Here is a 16,695-nt window from a genome sequence, read left to right on the forward strand (position 1 = left end):
GCGCTATTCATTTTCCACCCCAGATTCGAGCCTGATGCCACGCAAATCCTGGCGAGAAGCCCTCGCCACCTATGCCAATCCCGCCACACTGGCTCTTCTGCTTCTGGGGTTCGCCGCCGGCCTGCCCTACATGCTGGTGTTCTCGACGCTCTCGGTATGGCTGCGCGAAGCCGGTGTGGCGCGCGAAACCATCGGTTTCGCCAGCCTCATCGGCCTGGCCTATGCCTTCAAATGGGTGTGGGCGCCGATGCTCGACCAGTGGCGCCTGCCGCTGCTGGGCAAGCTCGGCCGGCGCCGCTCGTGGCTGGTGTTGTCACAGGGGCTGGTCGCCATCGGCCTGATCGGCATGGCCAACTACGATCCGCAGACACACCTGTCCGCGCTGGTCGCCCTGGCCGTACTGGTGGCGTTCGCCTCGGCCACCCAGGACATCGCCGTCGACGCCTATCGCCTGGAGATTCTCGGCGACGAACACCAGGCCGCGCTGGCTGCTGCCTACATGACCGGCTACCGCGTCGCCGCACTGCTGGCCACCGCCGGTGCGCTGTACTTTGCCGAGGGTTTCGGTTCGACCGCCAAGGACTACCAGTTCAGCGCCTGGGCCGGCACCTACCTGGTGTTCGCGCTGCTGATGCTGCCGGGCCTGCTCACCTCGATCTGGATGCGCGAGCCACCGGCACCACCGCACATTCAGGCCGCCCCACCCAAGCACGGATTCTTCCATCAGTTGCTGGCGATCAGTGCAGTGATCGTACTGGTCATCTCCGTGCCGACCATGTTCATCCAGTTCTACCAGAGCGATCTGGTAGCGATGGTGGTCGGCGACGTCAGCATGCAGGAACTGCTCTACAACGATCGCGCCTTCCTGCGCGCCATGCTCTACAGCACCCTGGCCTGCGTCTGCGCGTCCGGCTTGTTCTGGGGCGGCCTGGCACCGGTGCTGAAAACCGCGGCGGCGAAGTACGGCTTCTTCCATCAGCTGTTGTCCGTACTGCTGCTGATCATCCTGCTGATCGCCATTCCAGCGATGGTCACCCAGTTCTACGAAAGCGACCTCAACCTGTTCTTCCAGGGCCAGCTGAGCCTGCAGGACCTGCTGTACTACGACCGCGCCTTCCTGCGCGCATTGCTCTATACCTTGCTCACCAGCCTGTCGATATCCAGCCTGTTCTGGGGCGGCATGGCGCCGGTGCTCACACCGATCAACGACTTCATCGTGCGTTATCGCTGGCAGGCGCTGCTGTTGCTCAGCCTGATCGCCACCTATCGCCTGTCCGATACCGTGATGGGGGTGATGGCCAACGTCTTCTACATCGACCAGGGCTTCACCAAGGAGCAGATCGCCAGCGTCAGCAAGGTCTTCGGCCTGGTGATGACCCTGCTCGGCGCCGGCGCCGGGGGGCTGCTGATCGTGCGTTTCGGCATCATGCCGATTCTGCTGATCGGCGCCGCAGCCTCGGCGGCGACCAACCTGCTGTTCATGGCCCTGGTGGGCATGGGCGCGCATCTGAACATGCTGGTCGTCACCATCAGCTGCGACAACTTCAGCGCAGGCCTGGCCACCTCGGCGTTCGTAGCCTATCTGTCGAGCCTGACCAACCTGAAGTTCTCCGCCACCCAATACGCCCTGCTCAGCTCCATCATGCTGCTGCTACCGCGCCTGATCGGCGGCTACTCCGGCGTAATGGTGGAAAACCTCGGTTATGCACACTTCTTCCTCGCCACCGCATTGATGGGCATCCCCACGCTGCTGCTCATCGTCATCCAGTGGCGCCGCGACAAACGCCAAGCGCTGCTCGAGCCGACACCACCTGCGGCCGAAAAGGCCTGATCGACAGACAGAAAAAAGCCCCGGATCGACCGGGGCTTTTTCGTTGCATCGCGTCTCACTCGGCCTTGGCCAGGTGCACCACGCGCTGCGGAAACGGAATGCCGATCCCGGCTTCGGTCAGACGCTCCTTGGCCAGCTCGGTAAAGGCGAAAGTCACCGGCCAGAAGTCGCCGGTCGCCACCCAAACACGCAACGAGAGATTCACCGCGCTGTCACCCAGCCCGGTCACGAACACCACCGGCGCCGGATCGGCCTGCACCCGCGGATCCTGGGCGATCTCCAGCAACACCTCCCGCGCCCGCTTGATATCGCTGGAGTAGTCGATACCGATGTTGATATCGGCACGACGACGCGGCTCACGCGAATAGTTGGTGATGTGACCATTGGACAGGCTGCCATTGGGCACGATCACCACCTTGTTGTCCGCCGTCTTCAGCGTGGTATGGAAGATCTGGATGTGGTCGACGCTCCCGGAAACCCCCTGAGCCTCGATCCAGTCGCCCGCGCGAAATGGCCGGAACAACATGATCAGTACGCCACCGGCGAAGTTGGCCAGGCTGCCCTGCAACGCCAGACCGATGGCCAGACCCGCCGCACCGATCATGGCGATGAAGGAAGTCGTCTCCACACCGATCATCGAGGCCACGCTGATCAACAGCAGAATGCGCAGCACGATGCTGACCAGGCTGCCGATGAAACTGCTCAGCGCGCGGTCGACCTTGCGCGCTTCGAGCAAGCCACCGATGGTGGAGGTGAGACGGCTGATCAGCCACCAGCCGATCAGCAGCGTGACCACGGCCAGAGCCAGCTTGCCGCTGTACTCCAGAACCACCGGCAGCCAGGCCTCGGACAGCTTGACCAGTTCGTCGACGTTCATATCCATGGGGTGCTCCTGTTTTCCCGTACATGAAACAAAACCGCCATGGCATGCCATGGCGGTCAAAATGCTATCAACCTAGGGTGCGACGCCTTGGCGCCGCAAAGGTTCAATCGCGGAAATTGTTGTACTGCAGCGGCATGCCGAACTCGTGACCGCGCAGCACGGCGATCGCCTCCTGCAGGTCATCGCGTTTCTTGCCGGTGACACGCACCTGCTCTCCCTGAATGGCCGCCTGCACTTTCAGCTTGGCGTCCTTGATGTGAGCGACGATCTTCTTCGCCAGCTCCTTGTCGATCCCCTCGCGGAAAGTGACCTCCTGCTTCATCACCTTGCCCGATGCGTAGGGTTCCTTGGTTTCCATGCACTGACAGTCGATCTTGCGCTTGACCAGGCTGCCGCGCACGATATCGAGCATCTGCTCGAGCATGAACTCGGCTTCGGCGGTCAAGGTAAGCGCCTTGTCCTTGCTTTCGATGCTGCACTTGCCGCGCAGATCGAAACGGCGGTCGAGCTCCTTGATGGCGTTATCGACCGCATTGGTCAGTTCGTGTTTGTCCAGTTCGGACACGACGTCGAACGAAGGCATGAGTGGGCTCCTGATGGACGGCGCGATACTCTTCACGGAGTGAGCGCGCCTGACTTGACGATAACTTTGGCGGGCCCATTATAACCAGACTGATACACGCCGTTTGGCGTCCTTCCTCTTTGCCTGCGAGCCAGCACCATGCCCAACCCCCATCTCAGCATCCTGGTGGTGGACGACGCCAAGTTCTCCAGCGCCATGATCGGTCGTGCACTGACCCAGGCCGGCTACCAGGACGTACGTTTCGCCAGCAGCGCCAGTGAGGCGCTGCAGCTGCTCGAGCAACGCCCCGCCAGCGTACTGCTGGCCGACTGGCTGATGCCCGAGATCGATGGCCTGGAACTCACTGCGCGGGTACGCCAGCTGGACGAGACCGCCGATCACTACACCTACGTCATCCTGCTGACCGGCAAGGAAGGCGAAAACGTCCTGGGCGAAGCCTTCGACCGCGGTGTCGACGACTTCATCAGCAAGGCGGCGATGAACGAGCAACTGGTGCCGCGCGTCTACGCCGCCGACCGGCTGTGCAACACGCTACAGCGCCTGCTGCACGAGAACCGCATGCTGACGCAGAACATCGCCAGTCTGGAGCGGCGCAACCTGGTCGACCCGCTCACCGGCCTGGGCAACCCGCGCTACCTGCGCCAGAAGCTGGCCGACAGCCTGCGTCAGATCGAGTCGCGCGGCGGTGCCGTGTGCTATCTGCTGATCGGTTTGCAGGAAGCCGGCAAGCTGCGCAGCCAGTATGGCGACCGTTTCTTCAACGAACTGCTGCATGGCGCAGCACGCCGCCTGCAGCAGCTGGTCAGGCCGCTGGACGTGCTGACCCGCCTGGACGACAACCACTTCGGCCTGATCACCCTGCTCGATGACCTGCACGAATGCTCGCCGAGCAGCTTCAAGCGCCTGCACGAAGGCCTCAATCTCAAGGCCTTCAAGACCAGCGAGGGCTTCATCACCCTCAAGGCGGGTATCAGCCTGGTCGGACTGGACGCCAAGGCATTGCCCACCGATCCCGAGCAGCTGATCAAGCATGCGGAGAAACTGCTGGCCGAGTCCTACGCCAGCGGCCGGGTCGCAGCCATGCGTCTGCCTCTGCCGTGACCTGGCATGTCCTCGGAGCCGGCAGCCTCGGCAGTCTGTGGGCCACGCGCCTGGCCCGTGCCGGTCTGCCCGTCAGGCTGATCCTGCGCAACCGGCAGCGCCTCGAAGCCTACCGCGAGGCTGGTGGGCTGACGCTGATCGAAGCAGGCCAGCCCCAGCAATACGCCATCCCGGCCGAGTTGCCGCAGGCGGACACGCCCATCCATCGCCTGCTGCTGGCCTGCAAGGCCTATGATGCGCCCAGCGCCGCCGCGAGCGTCGCCGAACGCCTGGCACCCGACGCCGAGCTGCTGCTGTTGCAAAATGGACTGGGCAGCCAGGAACAAGTCGCCCAGCGACTGCACAGACAGCGCTGTCTGTTCGTCTCTAGCACCGAGGGCGCCTTTCGCCCTGCGGACTTTCAGGTGGTCTTCGCCGGCAATGGGCAAAACTGGCTAGGTGACCCGAGCGATCCGCGACCACCCGTCTGGCTGGAAGACCTGCAGCGTGCCGGCATCACGCACCTGTGGAGCCCTGACATCCTTGCGCGCCTGTGGCGCAAGCTGGCGCTGAACTGCGCGATCAACCCGCTCACCGTCCTGCATGACTGCCGCAACGGTGAGCTGGCCCAGCACCCGGCTGAAGTCGCGACCCTGTGCGCCGAACTCGGCGAACTGCTGCAGCGTTGCGGTCAACCGGCCGCTGCGGAAAACCTGCATGAGGACGTGCAGCGGGTGATAGCCGCCACCGCGGCGAACTACTCTTCCATGCACCAGGACGTCGCCCAGGGGCGCCGTACCGAGATCGCCTATCTGCTTGGCTACGCCTGCGCCGCCGCGCAGCGCCATGGCGTGCACCTGCCCCACCTGCAGCACCTGCAACAGCGCCTGGTCCGGCACCTGCAAGAACACGGCCTACCCGTGGACTAACGCGCCATGCCGTGGCAATGACCCTCCTGGCGCGCTAACCTGCCGCTTCCACTCGCCACAGCGATACGCTCATGAGACTGCGTCAGCGCCTCGAAAACCTGCCGGTTGGCCGCAAGCTGCTTGCCGCGCTGCTGGTGTTGCTCGCCGCAGTGATGCTGGTGGCCAATCTGGCGTTCATCAGCGCGGCCTACTGGATCACTCAGGAGAGCATGGCGCCACAAGCCCTGCACACCCTGGGCCGCCTCATCGCCAGCCCGACACTCAGCAAGGAGGCGCTGCACTCGCCAGCCTCGGCGCAAACCCTGCTCACACGCCTGGATGAATACGCGCCGCTGCGTGCCGCAGTGATCTACGACAGCAACGGCGATAGCCTGGCGCAATTGCAGCGCGGGGAAAAACTACAGCTGCCGCAGAAGCTCAGCCAGTTGCCTAACTGGCGCGAAACGGCCTTTCGCACCAACCTGCTGGTCGACCTGCCACATCCCAGCGGTCGCCCCGGCGCCCTGCTGCTGGTGGCCTCCAGCGAGCTCCCTGGCGCCTTCTACACCGGCACGCTGACCGCCAGCCTGGTCATTCTGGCGTTCAGCGTGCTGCTGTGGATGCTGGTCGCCAGGCAGATCAAGCGCCTGGTGACCAAGCCGATCCGCCGTCTGGAGGAGCTCTCGCGTCAGGTCACCCGCGAAGAGAACTATGCGCTGCGCGCCAATCGAGGCAATCAGGACGAGATCGGCAGCCTGGCCGATGCCTTCAACACCATGCTGATGCGCATGGAAGCGCGCGAGCAGCAGCTCAAGCGCGCCCGCGACGACGCCCAGCAAGCCTTCGATCAGGCGCAGAGCCTGGCCGAGGAAACCCGCCACTCCAACCGCAAGCTGGAGTTGGAAGTACAGGTGCGCAGCAAGATCGAGAAGAAGCTCACCGGTTTTCAGAACTACCTCAACAGCATCATCGACTCCATGCCCTCGGCGCTGATCGCGCTCGACGAACAGCTCTACGTCACGCAGTGGAATCAGGAGGCCAGCGCGCTCTCCGGCACACGCCTGGAAGAAGCGCTGAACCAGCCGGTGTTCCTCGCCTTCCCGCCGCTGAAACCCTTTCTCGCAAAGCTCAAGCGCACCGCCGAGCAACACCGGGTGGAAAAGATCGAGCGCGTGACCTGGCACAAGGACGAGGAACCCCACCACTACGCACTGACCTTCTACCCACTGATGGGTGGCGCGGGCCGCGGCGTGGTGATTCGTATCGACGACATCACCCAGCGTCTGGCCCTCGAGGAAATGATGGTGCAGTCGGAGAAGATGCTCTCCGTCGGCGGCCTGGCCGCCGGCATGGCGCACGAGATCAACAACCCGCTCGGCGCCATCCTGCACAACGTGCAGAACATCCGCCGGCGCCTGTCTCCTGAGCTGGAAAGGAACCTCGAGCAGGCCGAGCAGGCCGGCATCAGCCTGGACGCCATCGAGCATTACATGGAGGCGCGCGAAGTGCCGCGCCTGCTCGACGGTATCCAGCATGCCGGCCAGCGCGCAGCCAAGATCGTCAGCCACATGCTCAGTTTCAGTCGGCGCAGCGACCGCCAGCTATCGCCCTGCGATCTGCCGGCGCTGATCGATCAGGCGCTGGAGATCGCCGGTAACGACTTCGACCTGGCCGACAGCTTCGACTTCAAGACCCTGGAGATCGTGCGCCAGTTCGACCCGCAGCTGGGCCCGGTGGCCGGCACTGCCAACGAGCTGGAGCAGGTCCTGCTGAACCTGCTGAAGAACGCAGCCCAGGCCATTCACCAACGCGACGAGGACAGCGAGCCCGGCCGCATCATCCTGCGCACGCGGCAAACTGGCAGCTGGGCCGAAGTACAGGTGGAAGACAACGGCATCGGCATGAGCGAGGCGGTGCGCAAGCGCATCTTCGAGCCGTTCTTCACGACCAAGGAGGTTGGCCAGGGCACCGGGCTGGGCCTGGCGGTCTCCTATTTCATCATCACCAATAACCACAAGGGGCAGATGGAGGTGCACTCCACCCCCGGCCACGGCACCTGTTTCACCCTGCGCCTGCCGCTGGCCTCCCTGCCCGACCAAACAGGACTCTAAGACATGGGCTTTCGCCTCTCGAAGATCTACACCCGCACCGGCGACAAGGGCGAAACCGGGCTGGCCGACGGCCGCCGTGTCGGCAAGGATCATCCTCGTATCGAGGCCATCGGCGAACTGGACACCCTCAACAGCCAGCTCGGTCTGTTGCTCGCCGAACTGGACGAGGCAGCCGCGACCTGGCCAGGCCTCAAGGAGGTCAGCGAAGTGCTGAGCCCCTGCCAGCATCGACTGTTCGACCTTGGTGGCGAACTGGCGATGCCCGAGTATCAGGCTCTGCAGCAGGTGGAAGTGCAACGCCTGGAGGCCGCCATCGACAGCTGGAACGAAGAGGTCGGGCCGCTGGAAAACTTCATCCTGCCCGGCGGCTCGAGGCTGATCGCCCAGGCTCACGTTTGCCGCAGCCTGGCGCGCAGCAGCGAACGCCGCTGTCAGCACCTCAATGCAGTGGAACCGCTACGTGCCGAGGGCCTGGCCTATGTCAACCGCCTGTCCGACCTGCTGTTCGTCGCTGCCCGCGTGATCGCCAAGCGCCAGGGCATCGACGAAGTGCTGTGGAAGGCTGCCGAAAAGCCCTGAGCCGCGACTACAGGGCGGCGTCTGGCCAGAACGCGCGGATGCCCGCTACGCCCTGGGCGCCAACCTGCCAGGCGCGCTGGATATCGGCCGGGCCGACGCCGCCCAGCAGATAAGCCGGCAGGTTGAAGCCCGCTAGCATCTCGCTCGCTGCCTCCCAGCCCAGCGGCTGCGCCTCGGGGTGCGTTGCGGTCGCCTGCACGGGCGACAGGGTGACGAAGTCCACGCCCATCTGCGTTGCCAGCGCCAGTTCTTCAGTGCTGTGGCAGGACGCGGCCAACCAGCGATCATCAGGGAACGGGCGGCCGCCCGCAGCGTACTTGCGCAACTGCTCAGCCGTCAGGTGCCAGCCGGCCGCGGGAAAATCGCCCAGCCACTCCAAAGGCCCCTTGAGCATCAGCTGCGCCTTGCCGGCGCACAAACCCTGTACATCGATAGCCAGATCACGGTACTGCGGGTCGAACATGTTCGGTGCACGCAACTGGATCAGCCGCACGCCCTGCGCCAGGGCGCTACGGATGCCGGCAAGCAGCTCACTCGGTTCGAGGCCATCTGGAGTGATCAGGTAACGATCAGGCAGGCGCGCGGCGGCGACTATGGGTTTGTTGGCGGCGGGAAATTCATAGTCCAGCAGCTGCCGCTCGCTGACCCAGGCCAGTGGCTGGCCTTCTGCGCCATGGGGCTCGCCGCTGAAAGCCGAGACCTCCCAGACATCCAGCAGGACCTGCTTGTCCGGGTAGTCGTGGCGAATCTGGATCAGCGCACGCGCAGCCTGCGGCTCGATGCCAAGCTCTTCCTGCAACTCACGGTCGAGCGCAACGCGCACCGCTTCGCCGTCTTCCACCTTGCCGCCGGGAAACTCCCACAGACCGCCCTGATGTTTGTCCTGCGAGCGCCTGGCGATCAGGATGCGTCCATCCACACCCCGAATCACCGCTGCTGCGACATGAACGCGCTTCACCTCTTTACCTCCTGCAATGCTGCCTGATACCAGCGTTGGAATGCCGGCCAACGATAGATGGTTTCGACATAGGCTGCTGCCACCGTCGGCAACGCCACATGATAACTGCGCAGGCGCGCAGCAACCGGTGCGAAGAAGGCATCGGCAATGCAGGGCCGGCCGAACAGGTAGTTACCGGTACTGCCGAAGCGCTCGCGGCAGTCGGCCCAGATCGCGCAGATCCGATCGATATCGGCCTGCGCCGCATCGGGTAACTCGCTCAGCGCCTGGTCGCGCGCCAGATCCATTGGCAGATGGCTGCGCAGGGCGCTGAAGCCGCTGTGCATTTCCGCGCAGACACTACGCGCCAGCGCTCGCGCCTGACGTTGCTGCGGCCACAGCTGCGCCTCGGGGTGGCACTCGGCGAGATACTCGGCAATCGCCAGCGAGTCCCACACCGGCCCGTGCTCGGCAAGCAGCACCGGCACCTTGCCGGTGGGCGAGTGGCGCAGCAACTGCGCCCGGCTGTCCGGCTGATACAGACGCACCAGCACCTCGTCATATTCCACACCCGCCAGCTCGACGGCCAACGCGGCACGCAACGACCAGGAGGAATAGTTCTTGTCGCCAATCACCAGTTTCAGAGCCATCTCGCGCGTCCTCGGGGATGAAGTTGCTCGACGTTAAAAGGCCGACCCGCGAATAGCAAATTCCCGCGCGTCATGGGGCCATGAGGCGCGGGAATAGGGACCAGCAGAACCAGGGGTTGTTTGCGTTTCGCGTGGCAATGCGGCTCACGCTGAAACGGCAACAGCCCCTGATCAGGTGCGATATTCAGCGTTGATCTTGACGTACTCGTGGGACAGGTCGGTGGTCCAGATGGTCTCGCTGCAGGTACCGCGACCCAGCTCGATGCGGATGGTGATTTCCTCACGAGCCATCACCGCGGCCCCCTGCTCTTCGGTGTAGCTGGTCGCGCGGCAACCCTTGCTGGCGATGCACACCTCACCGAGGAACACGTCGATCTTGCTCACGTCCAGCTGCGCCACGCCGGCGTAGCCCACGGCGGCAAGGATTCGCCCCCAGTTGGGATCGGAAGCGAACAGCGCGGTCTTGATCAGCGGCGAATGGGCCACGGCGTAAGCCACGTCCAGGCACTCCTGATGGCTGCCACCACCGTTGACCTGCACGGTGACGAACTTGGTGGCGCCTTCGCCGTCACGGACGATGGCCTGAGCCACTTCCATGAACACCTCGAACACCGCCTGCTTGAGCTTGGCGAACAGCTCACCGGAGGCCTCGGTGATTTCCGCCAGCGCGGCCTGGCCGGTGGCAATCAGCATGCAGCAGTCGTTGGTGGAGGTGTCGCCGTCGATGGTGATGCGGTTGAACGACTTGTTCGCCGCATCACGCACCAGATCCTGCAGCACACCCTGAGCGACCGTGGCGTCGGTGGCGATGTAGCCGAGCATGGTGGCCATGTTCGGCCGGATCATGCCGGCCCCCTTGGAGATACCGGTGACGGTGATGGTCACGCCGTCGTGCTGGAACTGACGGCTGGCGCCCTTGGGCAGAGTGTCGGTGGTCATGATGCCGGTGGCGGCGGTGACCCAGTTGTCTTCCTTCAGATCATCCAGCGCAGCCTGCAGCGCGGACTCGATCTTCTCCACCGGCAGCGGCTCGCCGATCACACCAGTGGAAAACGGCAGCACGGCGCCCTCGGTTACGCCGGTCAGCTCGGCCAGACGCGCACAGGCACGACGCGCACGCGCCAGGCCGTCGGCACCGGTGCCGGCGTTGGCATTGCCGGTGTTGGTCAGCAGATAGCGCACTTCGCCGCCCAGGCGCTCGCGGGTGATCAGCACAGGAGCCGCGCAGAAGGCATTGGTGGTGGTCACACCGGCGATGCGCGAACCTTCGGCACAGCGCATCACTACCACATCCTTGCGCCCCGGGCGCTTGATGCCGGCCGAGGCGATGCCCAGCTCGAAACCGGGAACCGGGTGCAGGGTAGACAGCGGGCCAAGACCAACAGCCATGAGATGCGCTCCTTGAAGTATGCGGTGATCGCCTCGGGCGACCGAAATGAGATGGTAAAACGCCGCGAGCGGCAAAGCCGTCGCGGCGTCATCGAGGGCGGCAACAGAATAGCCGAAGCCCTCCTTACTGCAAGCGCCCGTGCCGGACGCCGCCTGCTATCAGCCGATCTGACCGTGGCAGTGCTTGTACTTCTTGCCCGAGCCACAAGGGCACGGCTCGTTACGTCCGACCTTCTGCTCGGCACGCACCGGCGCAGCGGCAACAGCGACGTCGCCCTCTTCGGCCTTGCCCTCTTCAGCAGCCAAGGCCGACGCGTCAGCGTGCTGGAACTCCATGCGCTCGGCCAAGGCCTCGGCTTCGCGGCGCAGACGGGCTTCTTCTTCGACCGGGTCTTCGCGGCGAACCTGCACATGACCGAGTACGCGGATGGTGTCGCGCTTGATCGACTCCAGCAGTTCCTGGAACAGGGCGAAGGACTCGCGCTTGTACTCCTGCTTCGGGTTCTTCTGCGCATAGCCGCGCAGGTGAATACCGTGACGCAGGTGATCCATGGTCGACAGGTGGTCTTTCCACAGGTCGTCCAGCACGCGCAGCAGAATCTGCTTCTCGAAGGTACGCAGAGCCTCGGCGCTGGCCTGGGTTTCCTTCTCGTTGTACGCCGCCAGCAGCTCGGCGAGGATGCGCTCGCGCAGGGTTTCCTCGTACAGCTTGTCGTCTTCGTCCAGCCATTGCTGGACCGGCAGATTGATGCCGAAATCAGTCTGCAGAGCGGACTCCAGACCCGACACATCCCACTGTTCCGGCATCGACTGCGGCGGAATATGGCTGTTGATGGCGGCGGTCAGCACCTCTTCGCGGAACTCGGCGATGGTGTCGCCGACGTTCTCCGAAGCCAGCAGGCTGTTGCGCATGTGGTAGATCACCTTGCGCTGCTCGTTGGCCACGTCGTCGAATTCGAGCAGTTGCTTACGCATGTCGAAGTTGCGGCCCTCGACCTTGCGCTGGGCCTTCTCGATGGCGTTGGTGACCATGCGGTGCTCGATGGCCTCGCCGGATTGCATGCCGAGCGCCTTCATGAAGTTCTTCACCCGATCGGAGGCGAAGATGCGCATCAGGTTGTCTTCCAGCGACAGGTAGAAACGGCTGGAACCCGGGTCGCCCTGACGACCGGAACGACCACGCAGCTGGTTGTCGATACGACGCGATTCGTGGCGCTCGGAGGCAATCACGTGCAGGCCGCCGGCTTCGATCACCTGCTGGTGACGCTTCTGCCACTCGGTCTTGATCTGCGCGATCTGTTCATCGGTGGGGTTTTCCAGCGCCGCGACTTCCACTTCCCAGTTACCGCCCAGCAGGATGTCGGTACCACGACCGGCCATGTTGGTGGCGATGGTCAGCGCACCCGGACGACCGGCCTGGGCGATGATCTCGGCTTCCTTGTCATGGAACTTGGCGTTGAGCACCTTGTGCTCGATGCCTTCCTTGTCCAGCAACTGGCTGACGTACTCGGACGTTTCGATAGTCGCGGTACCCACCAGGATCGGTCGGCCCTGAGCCTGGCAATCCTTGATGTCGGCGATGATCGCCTGGTACTTCTCTTCCTGGGTCAGGTAGACCAGGTCGTTGAAGTCCTTGCGCGCAACCGGCTTGTTGGTCGGGATGACCATGACGTCCAGACCATAGATCTGACGGAATTCGAAGGCCTCGGTATCAGCGGTACCGGTCATGCCGGACAGCTTGTTGTAGAGACGGAAATAGTTCTGGAAGGTGGTCGAGGCCAGCGTCTGGCTCTCGGCCTGGATGTTCACCCCTTCCTTGGCCTCGATGGCCTGATGCAGACCCTCGGAGAGGCGGCGACCCGGCATGGTGCGCCCGGTGTGCTCGTCGATCAGGATCACCTGGCCGTTCTGCACGATGTACTCGACATTGCGATGGAACAGCTTGTGCGCGCGCAGACCGGCGTACACATGCGTCAGCAGACCGAGGTTGTGTGCGGAGTAGAGGCTTTCACCTTCGGCCAGCAGGCCGACAGCAGTGAGCATCTCTTCGACGTACTGGTGGCCAGCCTCGTTGAGTTCGACCTGACGGGTTTTCTCGTCGACCTTGTAGTGACCTTCCTGAGTCACCACGCCTTCCTCTTCCTCGATGTGCTGCTTGAGGCGCGGGATCAGCTTGTTGATCTCGATGTACAGCTTGGAGCTGTCTTCGGCCTGACCGGAAATGATCAGCGGGGTACGCGCTTCGTCGATGAGGATGGAGTCGACTTCGTCGATCACGGCAAAATTCAGCTCGCGCTGGAACTTGTCTTCCAGGCTGAAGGCCATGTTGTCGCGCAGGTAGTCGAACCCGAATTCGTTGTTGGTACCGTAGGTGATGTCGGCAGCGTAGGCCGCGCGCTTTTCTTCCGGCGGCTGGAAGGGCGTGACGATGCCGACGGACAGACCGAGGAACTCATACAGCGGACGCATCCAGTTGGCATCACGGCGGGCCAGGTATTCGTTGACCGTGACCACGTGTACGCCCTTGCCGGACAGTGCATTGAGGTAGACCGCCAGGGTACCGACCAGCGTCTTGCCCTCACCGGTACGCATCTCGGCAATCTTGCCTTCGTGCAGGGTCATGCCACCGATCAGCTGCACATCGAAATGGCGCATGCCCATCACCCGCTTGCCGGCCTCACGGGCCACGGCAAAGGCTTCGGGAAGTAGCTTGTCGAGCGTTTCGCCCTTGGCCAGACGGCCCTTGAACTCTTCGGTCTTGCCACGCAGTTGCTCGTCCGAGAGGGCGATCATCTGCTCTTCGAGGACGTTGACGGACTGCACCGCCTTGAGCATGCGTTTGACTTCACGCTCATTCTTGCTTCCGAAAAGTTTTTTAAACAGAGGCGCAAACATATCGACAGGATCTTCCGGCGAATGGATGGAGGTCGGCGCAAATCGCGACCTGGCAGCCAGCATGGCTGCGGGCGAAGGGGGCATTCTACTCGGAAAAACCGAGGAGGAAAGTGACGTTGTCAGCCCATTGCTGCCGCGTGATGGCGCAGGCCACGCATCCCCGGCAAATCAGGAGCGCGGCGTGAAACGTTATATGAGGGTCGCATGCTGGCAATTCAAGGGCAGCACGAAAGCGGCATGCTTACTCGACGCCGTTGGCACGCGCGATGTACAACGCTGGATTGACCTGACGGCCATCCTTGCTGACTTCGAAATGCACGTGATAACCGGTGGAGCGACCACTGCGACCGACCTTGGCGATGGTCTGGCCGCGCTGCACCAGATCACCGATCTGCACGATGTTGCTCTGGTTGTGGGCGTAGAGGGTGACGTAACCGTCGGCATGGCTGATTTCCACCACGTTGCCATAGCCATTCTTCTTGCCAGAAAACGTGACCACACCGGCGGCCACCGACACCACATCGCTACCGGGCTTGGAGGCAAAATCGATGCCCTTGTGGACGCTGACGCGACCGGTCAGCGGGTGTACCCGACGGCCGAAAGGTGACGACACATAGCCCTGCAAAACCGGACGACCGGAAAGTGTTTCAGCCTCGCTCAGGCGACGCTCGCCAAGCAACTGCTCCAGCACTTCCAACTGCTGCTCGCGGCTGTCCACTCGCAGCGCCAGATCGTCAAGCGCACTCATGAAAGGTGGCGGCGCATAGGCCGAAGCACCCAGCGCGTCTTCCGCACCGCCCTGGCCGACCCCGAGGGAAAAATCGAATTCGCCCGCATCCAGCTCCGCCAGTTCGGTGAGACGCTCACCCAGGGCATCGAGCCGGGTCAGACGCGCCTGCAACTCCGCGACGTGCACGGCGAAGGCGTCGAGCTGACGCTGAGCGTCCTGGCGTACCACACCGACCTGTTCGCGCTGCTGGTCCAGCGCCTTCACCAGCGAGGTGTCGAGCACAGGTTCGGTGGTCAGCCACTTGGCGCCCAGCGCGGCGCCGGCGCCGAGACTCAGAACCAGCAGCAGGGCCGCCGACAGCAGCAGCCAACGCAGGTCCAGATGGATCGTTCGCGCCGAACCGTGACGACTATTGAGCAAGATGATATGCATGGCTTCCCCTTTTCGCAGAACACAGGCCGGCAGCACGCTCTGCTACCATGACGGCTCTGCAACTTAAGGCTTCCTGCCATGACGTTTCGTCCCTTGCCGGCCCAGGCACCCGCTAAGCTGTTACGCGAAGCAAAGCCCCTGAAAGCGCTGTTCGGTCAGGCGCAACGCCTTACCCACCTGCAGCGTCTTGTAGAAAGCCAGCTACAACCTGCCGCCCGAGAACACTGTCATGTAGCGTCCTGGCGTGAAGGCTGTCTGCTATTGATCGTGACCGATGGCCACTGGGCAACACGCCTGCGTTATCAGCAAAGAAGACTGCAACGCCAACTGCAGGCACTCGAAGAATTCGCGACCTTAACGAAAATCCTGTTCAAGGTGCAACCTCAAGCCGGCCAGAATCGCGGAACCGGTCGCACCCTGCACTTGTCCAATAGCGCCGCTCAAAGCATCCAGGCGACGGCCGAAGGCATCAGCGACCCCAGGCTACGCGCGGCACTGAAGCGTTTGGCCAGTCATACGCAGAAGGACGAGTAAGCCCTCGCTCCGTTCGTCGGCAAACTTCATTTTTTCGCACTCGCCAGACAAATGGCGTCAGAAATCTTCCAGATACTCACCCCGCAACTGGGCGACACGCCATAAAAAAGGCCACCCGAAGGTGGCCTCAATTGAAGCTGGAAAGAGAGTTCGCTTACACCGCCGCAACCGGGCGCATGTAAGAGATCGGCGCGAGCGTGGCGTCCTCGAAGGTCACCATTTCCCAGGCATCGGTCTGCTCGATCAGCGTACGCAGCAAACGATTGTTCAGTGCGTGACCCGACTTGAAGCCCTTGAACTCGCCGATCAGGCTGTTACCCAGCAGGTACAGGTCGCCGATGGCATCGAGAATCTTGTGTTTGACGAATTCGTCCTCGTAACGCAGGCCGTCTTCATTGAGCACACGATATTCGTCGACCACGATGGCGTTTTCCACACTGCCACCGAGCGCCAGGTTCTGCGAACGCAGGAACTCGATGTCACGCATGAAGCCGAAGGTGCGGGCCCGGCTGACTTCCTTGACGAAAGACGTGCTGGAGAAATCCACACTGGCGCTCTGCGTGCGATTGCGGAATACGGGGTGATCGAAGTCGATTTCGAAGCTCACCTTGAAACCGTCGAAAGGCACGAAGGTGGCGCGCTTGTCGCCCTCCTCCACGGTCACCTCACGCAGGATGCGGATGAACTTCTTCGGCGCGTCCTGCTCCTGCAGGCCAGCGGATTGAATCAGGAATACGAAGGGACCGGCACTGCCATCCATGATCGGCACTTCGGACGCGGAGAGCTCGACGTAGGCGTTATCGATGCCCAGGCCTGCCATGGCCGAAAGCAGATGCTCTACCGTGTCCACCTTGACATCACCATTGATCAACGTAGTCGACATGGTGGTTTCACCGACATTCCCGGCCGAGGCGCGGATTTCCACGACAGGGTCGAGATCGGTACGACGAAACACGATACCAGTGTCCACCGGAGCCGGCTTCAGGGTCAGGTAAACCTTTTCCCCCGAATGCAGGCCAACGCCGGTGGCACGGATGATGTTCTTCAGGGTGCGTTGTCTGATCATGGCTTGGCCGCTATATCGCTAGTTGCGAACTGTTTTCAACAATGGTCGGGAATGATAGCAGAACCGACCTTTGCTGAACACCAATCA

At 62.9% G+C, this 16,695-nt stretch carries 13 protein-coding genes and 1 pseudogene; 6 read left to right on the plus strand and 8 right to left on the minus strand.

Annotated elements, in window-relative coordinates:
• The first annotated feature begins 34 nt into the window (after positions 1–34).
• Positions 35–1,831, plus strand: a complete 1,797-nt coding sequence (locus ACN8M7_RS01160) for an AmpG family muropeptide MFS transporter (protein WP_061240637.1) — start codon at positions 35–37, stop codon at positions 1,829–1,831.
• 55 nt (positions 1,832–1,886) lie between these two features.
• Here ACN8M7_RS01160 and ACN8M7_RS01165 read toward each other — a convergent pair whose 3' ends face one another.
• On the minus strand, positions 1,887–2,714 hold the full coding sequence (locus ACN8M7_RS01165) for a mechanosensitive ion channel family protein (RefSeq protein WP_061240636.1): 828 nt from the start codon (positions 2,712–2,714) through the stop codon (positions 1,887–1,889).
• A gap of 103 nt (positions 2,715–2,817) precedes the next feature.
• Positions 2,818–3,297, minus strand: coding sequence for a YajQ family cyclic di-GMP-binding protein (locus ACN8M7_RS01170; RefSeq protein ID WP_061240635.1), 480 nt, complete (start codon positions 3,295–3,297; stop codon positions 2,818–2,820).
• Positions 3,298–3,432: 135 nt separating this feature from the next.
• On the opposite strand from ACN8M7_RS01170, the pseudogene ACN8M7_RS01175 reads away from it, so the two are divergent.
• The 4 genes and pseudogenes from ACN8M7_RS01175 to ACN8M7_RS01190 form a co-directional block, all read left to right on the plus strand.
• Positions 3,433–4,398 (plus strand): annotated as a pseudogene (locus tag ACN8M7_RS01175) (GGDEF domain-containing response regulator); the annotation flags it as partial.
• Positions 4,395–5,306, plus strand: coding sequence for a putative 2-dehydropantoate 2-reductase (locus ACN8M7_RS01180; protein WP_490259502.1), 912 nt, complete (start codon positions 4,395–4,397; stop codon positions 5,304–5,306). The pseudogene ACN8M7_RS01175 and the gene ACN8M7_RS01180, both read left to right, overlap by 4 nt.
• A gap of 71 nt (positions 5,307–5,377) precedes the next feature.
• On the plus strand, positions 5,378–7,396 hold the full coding sequence (locus ACN8M7_RS01185; RefSeq protein WP_061240632.1) for an ATP-binding protein: 2,019 nt from the start codon (positions 5,378–5,380) through the stop codon (positions 7,394–7,396).
• 3 nt (positions 7,397–7,399) lie between these two features.
• Complete coding sequence (locus ACN8M7_RS01190; protein ID WP_490259503.1) at positions 7,400–7,975, plus strand: cob(I)yrinic acid a,c-diamide adenosyltransferase; 576 nt, start codon at positions 7,400–7,402, stop codon at positions 7,973–7,975.
• A gap of 7 nt (positions 7,976–7,982) precedes the next feature.
• Here ACN8M7_RS01190 and ACN8M7_RS01195 read toward each other — a convergent pair whose 3' ends face one another.
• The 5 genes from ACN8M7_RS01195 to ACN8M7_RS01215 form a co-directional block, all read right to left on the minus strand.
• The gene (locus ACN8M7_RS01195) at positions 7,983–8,933 is read right to left on the minus strand and encodes a Nudix family hydrolase (RefSeq protein WP_490259504.1); all 951 of its coding nucleotides are present in this window, start codon (positions 8,931–8,933) and stop codon (positions 7,983–7,985) included.
• Positions 8,930–9,562, minus strand: coding sequence for a glutathione S-transferase family protein (locus ACN8M7_RS01200; RefSeq protein ID WP_061240629.1), 633 nt, complete (start codon positions 9,560–9,562; stop codon positions 8,930–8,932). The genes ACN8M7_RS01195 and ACN8M7_RS01200 overlap by 4 nt, the downstream gene beginning before the upstream one ends.
• Before the next feature lie 171 nt (positions 9,563–9,733).
• Positions 9,734–10,951, minus strand: a complete 1,218-nt coding sequence (gene argJ / locus ACN8M7_RS01205) for a bifunctional glutamate N-acetyltransferase/amino-acid acetyltransferase ArgJ (RefSeq protein WP_490259505.1) — start codon at positions 10,949–10,951, stop codon at positions 9,734–9,736.
• 159 nt (positions 10,952–11,110) lie between these two features.
• A complete protein-coding gene (secA, locus tag ACN8M7_RS01210) occupies positions 11,111–13,846 on the minus strand; it encodes a preprotein translocase subunit SecA (RefSeq protein WP_490259506.1) in 2,736 nt (911 codons plus the stop codon).
• Between the two features lie 241 nt (positions 13,847–14,087).
• The gene (locus tag ACN8M7_RS01215) at positions 14,088–15,008 is read right to left on the minus strand and encodes a M23 family metallopeptidase (protein WP_061240626.1); all 921 of its coding nucleotides are present in this window, start codon (positions 15,006–15,008) and stop codon (positions 14,088–14,090) included.
• A gap of 78 nt (positions 15,009–15,086) precedes the next feature.
• On the opposite strand from ACN8M7_RS01215, the gene ACN8M7_RS01220 reads away from it, so the two are divergent.
• The gene (locus ACN8M7_RS01220) at positions 15,087–15,542 is read left to right on the plus strand and encodes a DUF721 domain-containing protein (RefSeq protein WP_490259507.1); all 456 of its coding nucleotides are present in this window, start codon (positions 15,087–15,089) and stop codon (positions 15,540–15,542) included.
• A 154-nt stretch (positions 15,543–15,696) separates the two neighbouring features.
• On the opposite strand, the gene lpxC is transcribed toward ACN8M7_RS01220, so the two are convergent.
• Positions 15,697–16,608 (minus strand): UDP-3-O-acyl-N-acetylglucosamine deacetylase, encoded by a 912-nt coding sequence (gene lpxC / locus ACN8M7_RS01225; RefSeq protein ID WP_061240624.1) that lies wholly within the window; start codon positions 16,606–16,608, stop codon positions 15,697–15,699.
• Positions 16,609–16,695: the final 87 nt, after the last annotated feature.

This window comes from Pseudomonas spartinae (assembly GCF_965197125.1).
Lineage (GTDB): Bacteria > Pseudomonadota > Gammaproteobacteria > Pseudomonadales > Pseudomonadaceae > Aquipseudomonas > Aquipseudomonas composti_A.